This window comes from Saccharothrix xinjiangensis (genome assembly GCF_039527585.1).
In the GTDB taxonomy this organism is placed as follows: Bacteria; Actinomycetota; Actinomycetes; order Mycobacteriales; family Pseudonocardiaceae; genus Actinosynnema; species Actinosynnema xinjiangensis.
Genome location: NZ_BAAAKE010000046.1, coordinates 23451 through 35709 on the forward strand (window position 1 = coordinate 23451; position 12259 = coordinate 35709).

Annotated in this window: 11 protein-coding genes; 8 read left to right on the forward strand and 3 right to left on the reverse strand. The window is 73.5% G+C overall.

Annotated features, from left to right (window positions below; all coding sequences use genetic code 11):
- Positions 1-36 precede the first annotated feature (36 nt).
- Entirely contained in the window at positions 37-804 is a 768-nt protein-coding gene (locus ABD223_RS41525; protein WP_344043502.1) for an alpha/beta fold hydrolase, read from the forward strand.
- A 154-nt stretch (positions 805-958) separates the two neighbouring features.
- Positions 959-1906: a helix-turn-helix domain-containing protein gene (locus tag ABD223_RS41530; RefSeq protein ID WP_344043504.1), complete on the forward strand. Its 948-nt coding sequence runs from the start codon at positions 959-961 to the stop codon at positions 1904-1906.
- 25 nt (positions 1907-1931) lie between these two features.
- On the opposite strand, the gene ABD223_RS41535 is transcribed toward ABD223_RS41530, so the two are convergent.
- From ABD223_RS41535 to ABD223_RS41545, 3 genes are all read right to left on the reverse strand, one after another.
- On the reverse strand, positions 1932-2978 hold the full coding sequence (locus ABD223_RS41535; RefSeq protein WP_344043506.1) for a zinc-binding dehydrogenase: 1047 nt from the start codon (positions 2976-2978) through the stop codon (positions 1932-1934).
- 162 nt (positions 2979-3140) lie between these two features.
- Positions 3141-4043, reverse strand: coding sequence for a helix-turn-helix transcriptional regulator (locus tag ABD223_RS41540; RefSeq protein WP_344043508.1), 903 nt, complete (start codon positions 4041-4043; stop codon positions 3141-3143).
- Between the two features lie 243 nt (positions 4044-4286).
- Positions 4287-4841, reverse strand: a complete 555-nt coding sequence (locus ABD223_RS41545; protein ID WP_344043522.1) for a helix-turn-helix domain-containing protein — start codon at positions 4839-4841, stop codon at positions 4287-4289.
- A gap of 66 nt (positions 4842-4907) precedes the next feature.
- Between ABD223_RS41545 and ABD223_RS41550 the strand changes: the two genes are divergently transcribed.
- The 6 genes from ABD223_RS41550 to ABD223_RS41575 all read left to right on the forward strand — a co-directional run bounded on the left by ABD223_RS41550 (position 4908) and on the right by ABD223_RS41575 (position 11715).
- Positions 4908-6230 (forward strand): erythromycin esterase family protein, encoded by a 1323-nt coding sequence (locus ABD223_RS41550; RefSeq protein WP_344043510.1) that lies wholly within the window; start codon positions 4908-4910, stop codon positions 6228-6230.
- Positions 6231-6677: 447 nt separating this feature from the next.
- Positions 6678-8792, forward strand: a complete 2115-nt coding sequence (locus ABD223_RS41555) for a PQQ-dependent sugar dehydrogenase (protein ID WP_344043512.1) — start codon at positions 6678-6680, stop codon at positions 8790-8792.
- 67 nt (positions 8793-8859) lie between these two features.
- The gene (locus tag ABD223_RS41560; protein ID WP_344043514.1) at positions 8860-9876 is read left to right on the forward strand and encodes an SMP-30/gluconolactonase/LRE family protein; all 1017 of its coding nucleotides are present in this window, start codon (positions 8860-8862) and stop codon (positions 9874-9876) included.
- A 30-nt stretch (positions 9877-9906) separates the two neighbouring features.
- Positions 9907-10029: a hypothetical protein gene (locus ABD223_RS41565; protein ID WP_344043516.1), complete on the forward strand. Its 123-nt coding sequence runs from the start codon at positions 9907-9909 to the stop codon at positions 10027-10029.
- Between the two features lie 148 nt (positions 10030-10177).
- Positions 10178-10726, forward strand: a complete 549-nt coding sequence (locus ABD223_RS41570; RefSeq protein WP_344043518.1) for an EF-hand domain-containing protein — start codon at positions 10178-10180, stop codon at positions 10724-10726.
- 233 nt (positions 10727-10959) lie between these two features.
- Entirely contained in the window at positions 10960-11715 is a 756-nt protein-coding gene (locus ABD223_RS41575) for a class I SAM-dependent methyltransferase (RefSeq protein ID WP_344043520.1), read from the forward strand.
- Positions 11716-12259 lie beyond the last annotated feature (544 nt).

Genomic DNA, 12259 nt, shown 5'->3' on the forward strand with positions numbered 1-12259 from the left:
GATGGCCCCGGCCGCGGCGGCGGGCACGCTGGGGTGGTGCCACGACTCGCGGTCGCAACGGAGAACGGCGCCGAAGTGAGCCTCTACTACGAGGACTACGGCGTCGGGTCCCCCGTGGTGCTCGTGGCGGGCTGGCCGCTGACGGCGCAGTCGTGGGAGTCGCAGGTGGCGGCGTTCGTCGAGGCGGGCCACCGGGTGGTCGGCTACGACCGGCGCGGCTTCGGCCGCTCGACCCGCGCCTGGGGCGGGTACGACCAGGACACCCTGGCGGCCGACCTGCACCTCCTGCTGGAGCACCTGGACCTCCGGGGCGCGGCGCTGGTCGGGTTCTCCTCCGGCGCGGGCGACGTGGCCCGCTGCGTGGCCAGGTTCGGCGTCGGGCGGGTGTCCCGCCTGGTGCTCGCGGGGCCGCTCGCGGTGGACGACGGGCTGGTGCGGGACCTGCTGAACGCGGCCGGGTGGCACCGGGTCGCGATGCTGGACGACGTGCTCGGCCGGTTCTTCTCCGTGGACGGCGAGGTCGTGCTGGACGAAGCCTCCCGGCAGCACCTGCTGCACGTCGCGGCGTGCGCGTCGCCCAAGGCGACGGTGGACGTCATCGGCGCGTGGGCCGGCGCCGACCCCGAAGCCGACCTGGCCGACGTGGGCGTGCCGGTGCTGGTCGTGCACGGCGAGCGCGACGCGTTCACCGCGCCGCGCCGCGGGCGTGCGCCGGCCACGATCATCCCCAGTGCCCCGCACGGCGCGCCGATGACCCACCCCCAGCAGTGGAACGAAGTGGTGCTGCGATTCCTGTCGCCCTGACATGGCCCCCCCTCTCACGGACAGGCTCTTGGCAGCCGGCACGCCGTGAGAAGTGCTGTGCGTGCACGTTGCGCGGCTGTGGGCGCACAGGGCCTCCCGCGCCGTCGACTTCCGCGCGCGCCGGCGCGTCGCACCCCCACCTAGAATCGGGCGGGTGCTGCTCGACACCGACGACCTGGCCCCCGGCGACCGGGTCGAAGCCGTCCACACCGCCTTCCAGGAGGCCTCCGCGCCCTGCCACGTGATCCACGAGCACCCCGACCACCCGGTCCGCTTCCGGGTGGAGCTGTGGCGGCTGGGCGCCGTGGAGGTCTTCGGCAACCGGTCGTCCGGGATGAGGCTGCTGCGCACCGAGCGGCAGGCCCGTGAGGACCCCGCCCCGGTCATCGCGATCTCGGTGCAGCGGTCGGGGGTCGGCCGCGCGGAGCAGTGGGGCAACCGCCGACTGGTCCCCGCCGGGGAGATGCACCTGATGGACCTGTCGTCCTCCTACGACTTCGGGTGGTCCGGCGAAGGCTCGGCGGGCTGCGTGCAGGTGCCCCTGGACGTCCTGGGCGTGCCCGTGGACACGATCCGCCGCGCGTCCGGCGCGCTGCGCGGCAGCCCGCTGTACCGGCTGGTGGCCGACCACATCGCGCACCTGGCCGGGAACACCCGCCCGCTGGCCGCGTCGGCGGGGGCGGAACCGCTCGGCGACGCGACCCTGGACCTGGTGCGGGCGTTGCTGGCGTCCGCCGCGCACGACGACCGCCACGTGGTCGAGGACACCCGGCTCACCCAGGTCCGCGCCTACGTCCGCCAACACCTGGCCGAACCGGACCTGGGACCGGAGAAGATCGCCGCCGCGGTGAACGTGTCGGTGCGCCTGCTCTACAAGCTGTGCGGCCAGGCCGGTTTCAGCCTGGAGCAGTGGATCATCGGCGAGCGCCTGGAGGGGGCGCGTGCCGACCTGGCCGCCGACGCGTCCCCGATCGCCGCCATCGCCCGCCGGTGGGGTTTCGCCGATCCGACCCACTTCACCCGCAGGTTCCGGGCGGCCTTCGGCTGTCCACCCGGCGAGTGGCGCCGATCCCGCCTGCCGGGTGCCGGGGCACCGCGGTAGACGTGCTCCGCGGTGCCCCTCCCGATCAGGGCTTGATGAGCGCCTTGAGGGCTTCGCGGCGGTCCATGGCGCGGTAGCCGTCGGGGGTCTGGTCGAGGTCGACGGTGAGGTCGAAGACCTTGCCCGGGTCGACGGCGCCGTCGAGCACGGCGGGCAGCAGCTCGTCGATGTAGGCGCGCACCGGCGCGGGGCCGCCGGTCGACGTGATGTTGTGGCCGAACAGGCTGCCGAACCCGACCGGGGCCTGCTCGTACTGCGGCACGCCCACCCGGCTGATCACGCCGCCGGGGCGCACGACGCCGACGGCCATGTCGTAGGCGCTCATGTGCCCGACCGCTTCCAGCACGGTGTGGGTGCCGTCGCCGCCGGTCAGCTCGCGGACCTCCGCGATGCCCTCGTCACCGCGCGCGGCGACCACGTCGGTGGCGCCGAACTCGCGGCCCAGGTCGGTGCGGTCCTCGTGGCGTCCCATGAGGATGATCCGCTCCGCGCCCAGCTGCTTCGCGGACAGCACGGCGAGCAGGCCGACCGCGCCGTCGCCGATCACCGTCACGGTGGTGCGCGGGTTGACGCGGGCCTGCTTGGCGGCGTGGTAGCCGGTGCCGTACACGTCGGCCAGGGTCAGCAGCGACGGCAGCAGCGGCGAGTCCTCGCCGACACCGGGCAGCTTGACCAGCGTGCCGGACGCCTGCGGGACGCGGACGGCCTCGGCCTGCGCGCCGCCGACGTCGCCGTTGCCGTTGCCCCAGAACCCGCCGTTGCGGCAGGAGGTGTGCAGGCCCTCGCGGCAGAACTCGCACGTGTTGTCCGAGTAGGCGAACGGGGACACCACCAGGTCACCGCGCGTGAGCCCGGTCACCTCCGAGCCCGGCTCCTCCACCACGCCCAGGAACTCGTGGCCCATCGGCGTGCCCTGCCCGGAGGCGGGCATGGAGTGGTACGGGTGCAGGTCGCTGCCGCACACGCACGACCGGACGACGCGCACGATCGCGTCGGTGGGGTGCCGCAGCACCGGGTCCGGCGCGTCCTCCACGCGCACGTCACCGGCCCCGTACAGGAATGTGGCTCGCATGAATTCCTCTCAAAGCTCGTTCGCGCACCGTGGACGCCGTCGATGGAACCCCCCGGCACGCGTGCCGGGGAGGGTCTGCCCTTCCAGGTAATGGCAGAACCCCCCGGGAGGGTTTCGAGGGGCGTGCCCGCAGGTGCCGGGTCGCGTGCGGGGCGTGCCCGTTCAGGCGCCGGGTCGCGGGTCCGGTCGTTCGGCGCCCGCCCGCGCCGCGTCCTGGGTGGCGGCCCAGCTGGCGAGCACCTTCAGGCCGTCGGCGGCGGGGGTGCCCGGTGCGGCGGTGTAGACGTTGAGGGTCAGGCCGGGCTCGGAGGGCAGCTCCATCGACTCGAAGTCCAGGTCCAGCTGTCCCACGACCGGGTGTCGCAGCCGCTTGCGCCCGCTGCGGTGGAACTGCACGTCGTGCGAGGCCCAGCGCTTCCGGAACACCTCGCTGCGCGTCGACAGCTCGCCGACCAGCTCGATCAGCCCCCGGTCGTGCGGGTTGCGGCCCGCTTCCAGGCGCAGCATCGCCGCGGCGTCGTTGGCGATGCGGTCCCAGTCCACGAAGAACTCGCGCGCGGCCGGGTCGAGGTAGACGAACCGGGTCGTGTTCGCCGGTCGGCGCGGGTCGGCCGGCACGGGGGCGTAGAGGGCGCGGCCGAGGCGGTTGAGCGCCACGACGTCGTGGCGGCCGTTGCGCACCCACGCCGGCGCGTCGCTGATGGCGTCGAGCACCTGCTGCACCACCGGCCGAACGCTGGTCGGCGGCGTGCGGCGGGGCCGGGAGCCCGGTTCGGCGGCGCGGGCCAGGGTGAACAGGTGCTCGCGCTCGGCCTCGTCGAGCTGCAACGCGCGGCTCACCGCGTCCAGGACGCTCTCCGAGGCCCCGGACAGGTTGCCCCGCTCCAGTCGCACGTAGTAGTCGATGGAAACGCCGGCGAGCAGGGCCACCTCCTCCCGGCGCAGCCCGGCGACGCGCCGGTTGCCGCCGCCGTAGGCGGGCAGTCCCGCCTGCTCGGGGGTGATGCGCGCCCGCCGCGAGCTGAGGAACTCGCGGACCTCCGCGCGGTGGTCGACCTGGCCCATGACACCAGGGTAGGTCGCCGGGGGCGGTGGAGGAGGTGACGCCGGCACCCCGGTCGGCGCGCCGACCTCGACCCGCCCCACCCGGGCGCACGGCATCGGGGAGCGAGGTTTCCCGGGACGGTCGCGCGGACGCGACCGACGCCCGTGCGTCGAGGTCCGCAGCCGGGCGCCGAGGGCATGGGTCCCGGGGCGGGTGACGCGGGAACCGCGTCAGTCCAGCACGCGACCGAGGCGGGCGCCTCCTCAGCGCCGCGGCGGCGCGTTCCCGGCGTCCGGCGCTTCCCCGGTCGGGAAGAAGACCGGGCTCACCAGGTAGGGGCGGCGGCCCGGTGCGGGGCCGTGGCCCGCGCGTGCCCGGAAGACCCCCATCACCTCGGCGACGACCTCGGCGAGTTCGTCGGGGGTGAGCCAGAGGGTGCCCTGGCGGTAGCCCACGGAGTCGGCCACCGGGTCCGCGCCGGGCCGGTCGAGGTAGGCGTTGAACTCGGCCAGCAGGGCGGCCACGGCGGCGGCGAACCCGTGCCGGTGGTCTTCGAGCGTCATGGACGCGCCCACCTCGGGGTCGACCACCGCCCGTTCTCGGCGCAGCCGGTAGTGGCGCTCGACGGCGCCGCGCACCCGCTGCTCGTCGACGACCTCCAGCAGCCCCGCCTCGGCCAGCAGGCCGACGTGCCGGTACACGCTGGTCTTGGGGATGTCCGGCAGGGCCGCGCACAGCTCCGAGGTGGTGCGGGCGCGGTCGCCGGACATGGCCCACACGACGCGCAGCCGGACCGGGTGCAGGAGCAGTTCGAGCATGTCCACCCGCTGATGTTCCCACGAGTGATACCTTTCCCAAAGTTGGGAACAATCGAGGGGGACGACATGACCACGAGCATTCCGGCGCGGTTGAGCGCCGAGGCGGTGATCCCGCTGGGCACGCTGGACCCGGCCGCGCCGCCGGACGACCTGGGATGGCTGGACGAGGTGGTCGGCGACGCGCGCGTGGTCGCGATCGGGGAGAGCGCGCACTACAACGCCGAGTCCTACCTGCTGCGCCACCGCCTGTGCCGCTACCTGGTCGAACGGCACGGGTTCGGCGCCTACGCCCTGGAGCCCGGCTTCACCGAGGGGTGGGCGGTCGACGCCTGGGTCCGCGGCGGCGCCGACGCCGACCAGCCCGGCCGGTCGATGGGCGACGGCATGGTCAGCCTGATGCTCATGTGGACGCAGGTGCGCGCCCACCTGGAGTGGATGCGCCGGCACAACGCCACCGCCGCGCGCCCGGTCGGCTACTACGGCATCGACCTGGGTGGCGCGAACGCGTCCCCGCTCACCGGCCTGGACGCCGTCACCGCCTACCTCGCCCGAGCCGATCCCGACTTCGAGGTGGACCCGGGCCTGCGGGAGACCGCCGCGTCCTTCGCGCCGCCGTCCCCGTTCTCCGCGCCCGCCGCCTTCGCCGCCTACGGCGGCCTGCCTGCCGGGACCCGGGACGCGTTCACCGCGGGCCTGGCCGAACTCGCCGCGCGCATGAACGGGCGACGCCTGACCTATCGGCAGCGCACCGGGACCGACGCCCACGAGCGCGCGCTGCGGTCCCTGCACCTGCTCACCGCCCTCGACACCGTCGTCCGGGCGATGGCCCGCGGCGACGTGCCGACGGCGATGTTCACCCGCGACGCCGCGATGGCCGACACGGTCGAGTGGATCCTGCGCCGCGAGGACCGGATCGTGCTCGCCGCCCACGACGCCCACGTCCAGCGCCACCCCGCCGCCCTGCCCGGCATGCCCGCGTTCACCCCGCTGGGCATGCACCTGGCCGACCGGCTCGGCGAGGACTACCGGGTCGTCGGCACGACCACCGGCACCGGCCGGACCCTCAACACCGGCCCCGACTTCTACGCCGGCGCGCTCTTCACCGAACTGGGCGCACCCGAGCCCGACAGCCTCGACGGGCTCCTGCACGCCAGCCACGACGGCCCTTTCGCCACCGACCTCCGACGACTGCCACCGGCCGACACCGGGGCCGTGCGCGCCGTGACCCGGCAGCGGCTCGGTGCCTCGTACTCGGACGTCAGCCCGTTGGACGCCTACGACGCCCTCGTCCACCTGCCCCACGTCACCGCGGCCGAACCCGACGAGGACGCCCTCGCCCGCTCGCCCGAGGAGGTGAGGGAGGCGTTCACCCGGTGGAGGGCGAGGTGACGCCCTGGTCACGGCGGCCACCTCCGGCGCCGGCGCTCCGGTCGGGCGCGCCGGATCGAGGCCGCCGACCGTCGGATCAATCCCAGGTGTTAGCGCTAACGAAGAGCGGGTAACCGCCCGGTGGTCTTGTCGACGGCGAACGCCTCGCGCTACGGTGTTTCTGGGAACGCTCCCAGTCCCATCGACCCGGCACTGGGCGGCCGCCGCCACGCACCCTGCTCGCAAGGAGGCGAAGCATGGATCCACGTGCGCAAAAGACGTCCGGATCGTTCCCGTTCCGCTTGAGACCCCGCCTGATCTCCTCCGCGACCGTCGCCCGGCGCGTTTAGGAACACTTCCGCTCCGCCCCTTCGGTGCACGTCGACCGCCATCGACGCGGCATTGTGCCGCCTCAGATTTGTTAGCGATAACAAGGCGATTGGCCTTGCATTCCGCGAGAGGAAGACCATGCGAGACCCCCTGGCGACCAGGAAGAAAACCGTCCCCCGTTCGCGACGCCGAGCGGTGTGGGTGGTGGCGCTGTCGGTCCTCGGCGCCGTTCTCCCGCCACCCGCCGCGTCGGCCGCCACCGTGGACACGAACGCCTCGTACGTGCTGGTCAACCGCAACAGCGGCAAGGTGCTCGACGTGTACGGGCGCAGCACCTCGGAAGGCGCCCGCATCGCCCAGTACGCCCGCAACGACGGCGCGTGGCAGCAGTGGCAGTTCGTCGACTCCGGCGGCGGCTACTACCGGATCAGGTCCAGGCACAGCAACCGGGTGCTGAGCTTCCCGTCCACCGCCGACCGCGCCGGCCTGGTGCAGACGACCGACACCGGCCTCACCGGCCAGCAGTTCCGGTTGGCCGACTCCCCCGGCGGCTACGTGCGCCTGCTCAACCGGGCCGGCGGCAAGGCCGTGGACGTGCTGGACTCCTCCACCGCCGACGGCGCCCAGGTGATCCAGTGGCCCGACACCGGCGGCGCCAACCAGCAGTGGCAGTTGGTCAGGCTCGGCGCGGACACCACGCCGCCGACCACGCCCGGCAACCCCCGCACCTCGAACCTGACGTGCACCCGGGTGACGTTCTCGTGGTCGGCGTCCGCGGACGACGTCGCGGTGGCGTTCTACGACGTCTACCACGACGGACAGCTCATGACCTCCGTGCCGGGCACCGCCCTGTCGGCGGACCTGACCGTCGTGCCCGGCGCGACCTGGGGCCTGTACGTCAACGCCCGCGACGCCGCCGGCAACGTCTCCCAGGCCAGCTCCACGGTCACCATCACCGTGCCCCAGTGCCAAGCCGACACCCAGCCGCCCACCACGCCCACCGGCGTGACGGCGACGGCGTCCGGCACCTCGGTCACGGTCCGCTGGTCGCCCGCCACCGACAACATCGGCGTCACCGGCTACGAGGTCCTGCGCGACGGCGTCCAGGTCGGCTCGACCAGCGGCGCGGGCGCGACGTCGTTCACCGACAGCGGCCTCGCCTCGAACACCCGCTACGAGTACCGGGTGCGGGCGCGCGACGCGCAGGCCAACCGCTCGACCCCCAGCACGGCGGTCGCGGTCACCACGGGCGGCTCCTGCGCCACGGCGCTGTGCTCGGTCACCAGGGTCACCACCGAGACCGACCTGCCCTGGGGCCTGGCCACCCTGCCCGGCGGACAGGTGCTCTTCGGCCGCCGCGACACCTTCGAACTGGTCCGACTCGACCCCGCCACCGGCGCGAAGACCGTCGTCGGGCGCGTGCCGAACGCGGCCGGGACGGACGGCGAGGGCGGGGTGCTGGGCATCGCCCTGGCATCCGACTTCACGGCCGACCCGTGGGTGTACGTCATGCACACCAGCTCGACCGACAACCGGGTGGTGCGCATCCGCTACACCGACGGCGCGCTCGCGGGCGCGCCGCAGGTGCTGCTCACCGGCATCCCGCGCAACAAGTACCACAACGGCGGCCGGCTGCGGTTCGGCCCGGACGGCAAGCTCTACGTCGCCACCGGCGACGGCCAGAACGGCCAGTGGGCCCAGGACCGCGACAACCTCGCCGGCAAGGTCCTGCGCATCGACCGCGACGGCGCCGTCCCGTCGGACAACCCCTTCGGCACCCCGGTGTGGAGCTACGGCCACCGCAACCCGCAGGGCCTGGCCTTCGACTCCCAGGGCCGGCTGTGGGAGCAGGAGTTCGGCAACTCCGTCATGGACGAGACCAACCTGATCGTCCGCGGCGGCAACTACGGCTGGCCCGCCTGCGAGGGCACCACCGGCGACTGCGACGAGCCCGGTTTCGTCGCGCCCAAGCTCACCCAGCCCGTCGCCGACGCCTCGTGCAGCGGCATCGCCGTCGTCCGCGACGCGCTCTACATCGCCTGCCTGCGCGGAGCGCGGTTGTACCGGGCCGAGATCTCCGGCGAGAGCCTGACCAACGTCCAGCAGCACCTCAACGGCACCTACGGGCGGCTGCGCACCGTGGAACCCTCCGCCGACGGCGGCCTGTGGCTGACCACCAGCACCCGCGGCGACAAGGACAGCATCGCCAACAACAGCCGCGAGAGCATCCTCAAGGTCGAACTCGGCCGATGACCCGGCCGCGGGGTGGGGCGACCGCTCCGCCCCACCCCGCGGTTCGCCGATCACGGAAGGATCTCCCATGACACACGGCACGACACCGCGTCGCCGTCGCACGCGGGCGCTCACGGCGGTGGCGGTCGCCCTCGCGGGCGCGGTGGCGCCCGCGGCGCCCGGCGCGTCCGCCCACGTGGCAACGGCATCGCCGTGCACGCCCGGAGCGACCTACGGCCCGCCGTTGCCGACCCGCGCGGTGACGTCCCAGCTCGTCCGAGGGGGGTTCAACTTCCTCGAAGGCCCCACGTGGGACCAGCGGACGGGCACCCTGCTGCTGTCGAACATGCAGAACCCCACCGGTCCCCAGGGCGTGCAACCGTCCGCGGTGCTCCGGTTCACCCCACCGGCCACGTTCGAGACGTTCATCGCCGGCTCCGGCAGCAACGGCCTCGCGGTCACCCCCGACGGCACGCGGCTGCTCGCCGCCACCCACGACAACCGCACCGTCTCCTCCTACAGCCTGGCCGACCGCGGTCGCACCACCGTCGCGGCCGCCGACCACCTCGGCCGCGCGTTCAACTCCCCCAACGACCTGACCACCGGGCAGGACGGCACCACCTACTTCACCGACCCCAACTTCCAGCGCGGCAACCGCGCCGACGAGCAGGGCGGTCGGACCGGCGTCTTCCGCGTCCGCGACGGCGTGGTCCACCTCGTCGACGACACGCTGTCGCAGCCCAACGGCGTCGTCCTGGCACCCGACGGGACAACGCTCTACGTGGGTGGCAGCAACTCGATCGTGAAGTACGCCGTCGCCCCCGACGGCTCCACCGGCGGCCGCACGGCGTTCGCGGGCATCCGGACGCCCGACGGAGCGACCGTCGACTGCGCGGGCAACCTGTACTGGGCGTCCTACGACGAGGGCCTCGTGCACGTCTTCTCCCCGTCCGGGACGCGGCTGGGCACCATCTCCGCGGGGCGCAACACCACCAACGCGGCGTTCGGCGGTCCGGACGGTCGGACGCTGTACATCACCTCCGGCGTCCCCGGCGGGTTCGGCCTCTACCAGGTGCGGCTCAACGTGCCGGGGAACCCCTACTGATCAACCGCGCGGTGCCCGGCGGACGACGAGGTGAGCCTGCCGGGCACCGTGATCGCGGTGGCCCGGGACGGGTGGTCGGACGACGACGCCCGTTCCGGCGTGCCGGCGGCCTCCTCGCGCGAGGTCGAGCGCGCGACCGCAACCGGGCGGTGACGCGACACCGACAGTGGCTGCCGAGGATCGAAAACCACCCTGTCGGGTAACGAAGTTCGCCCCGTTCTCCCCTCTTCGACCGGAGCGCCGCGTCGATACGATCCGTGGTGATCCCCGATCATGAAATCTCCGACGGAGCGGGTGCCACATGACGAACCCAGTGCAGCAGGCCAATGTCGACCGCCTTTTCGCGGTGCTGGACCTCGACGGCGACGGCCGGATCACCTGGACCGACTTCCAGGTGACCGTGCGCGACGTCGCCCGGGAGTTCGACCTCGACGAAGGGGCTCCCGCGGCGCGCGGGCTGCTGGCGGCCTACCGGCAGGTGTGGGAGTACGTCTGCGGTGCGGCCGACACCGACCTCGACGGCGAGGTGAGCAAGGCCGAGTTCGAGCAGGCGCACCTGGACGAGCGGTTGTCGACCGGGGAGCTGGTGTCCCGGTGGGCGGTCGCGTCCGACCAGGCCTTCATCCTGGCGGACCAGGACGGGGACGGCCGCATCAGCCGGGACGAGCTGGCCGCGATGTACCGGGGTGCGGGCGTGGTCGACGCGGAGGCCGTCGCCGAGGTCGCCTTCGCCGAGATGGACGCCGACAACAACGGCCTGATCGACAAGGACGAGCTGTCCGCGAACGTGCGGGGCCTGGTCACCGCGACCGACGAGTCCGCGAAGGGCGCCCGCCTGCTGGGCGCCTGACCTGCCCCGGCGGCGCGACAGCCGGGTCGCGGGACCTCGGGGTGGCGCCGTGCCCGAGAAAAACCGTTCACCGATCCGGCCCGGTGCTGCTAGCGTCGGGGCGATCGCTGACGTGGAGGAAGCCATGGCTGCCCGGGACCTCGCACCGGGCCACCGCTCCGAGGCCGTTCGACGGCCCGGGGTCGCCCGGTGACATCGCCATCAGGAGCCGATGCACCGCAAGGAGCTTTCCCATGTCAGGAACACCCTCGTCCACCTGGTACGTGGACTTCTTCACCGAACTGCCCAACGAGTTCTGGCGGCGCGCCGTGCCGCCGGAGGTCACCGTCGAAGAGATCGACTTCGTCGAGGAGCGCCTCGGCCTCGCGCCGCGCTCGCTGGTCCTGGACGTGCCGTGCGGCAGTGGGCGGCACAGCCTGGAACTCGCCCGGCGCGGGCACCGCGTGACCGGTGTCGACCTGTCCGCCGAAGCGATCGGGCACGCCCGGCGCGCCGCCGCCGGTCTCGACGTCGACTTCGTCCGCGCCGACATGCGGGAGATCCCGCGGGACAACGGGTTCGACGCCGTCGTGTGCCTCGGCAACAGCTTCGGCTACTTCGAGCTCGACGGCCTGCGGGAGTTCGCCGCGGCGCTGGGCGGGGCCGTCCGGCCCGGCGGCGGTCTGGTCGTCGACTTCGCCTCGGCGGCCGAATCGGTGCTGCCCGGTTACCGGGCCGAGCCGCGGACCATGCGGACCGGTGACATCACCGTCCTCGCGACCGGCGAGTACGACGTCGCCGGGAGCCGGTTGCTCAGCCGATACCGGTTCAGCCGCGGCGAGGAGGAGCTCGACGTGACCGCGATCCACCACGTGTACACGGTGGCGCAGATCGTCGACCTCCTGTCCGGCAACGGGTTCGGCGACATCGAGCTGTTCGGCGGCCCGGACGGCGGGCCCTACGGGATCGGGAGCGGGCGGCTGCTGCTCACCGCGCGCCGAACGTCCTGAGCAGACGCCCCGGCCGGGGTTCGCCCCCGGCCGGGGCCTGCGCGGACCGGGTGGCGTCCAGCCGACCGGAGCGGCCGGCGGGTGGACTTGACGCCCATCCCTCACCTGACCGACGGCGTCCACCCGGAAGACGTCATCGCACGCGCATCACCTCCCCTTCGGTCGACCTGCTCGGGTCCCCCAGCCGGAACACGCGGTGTCGAAGAAGATGCTGGTGGCCGACCGTGCTCGGGCCCGGTGGCGTCGTCGACCCGGGCACCGGCCTGCCCGCCGTGCCGTCCTGGTCCCTGCGGCACCTCACCGACCGGCAACGCACCGCGTTCACCCTGCCGAGCTGCGCCCCCGGACCCGGCTCGTCCCACCCGCCGCCACCGACCTCACCGGGATGCCGGAACGGGACAGCCGTGCCGCGCTGCGCGCACTGGCCGACCCCCGGCCCGGTGGCCGCTAGGAGCTGTTTGAGGTTCGGATCATGTGGCTGAAGCCAGGGCTCTCAGCCACATGATCGCTCCTCGTAGATGCAGCCCGGCCTCGTAGCTCTCCG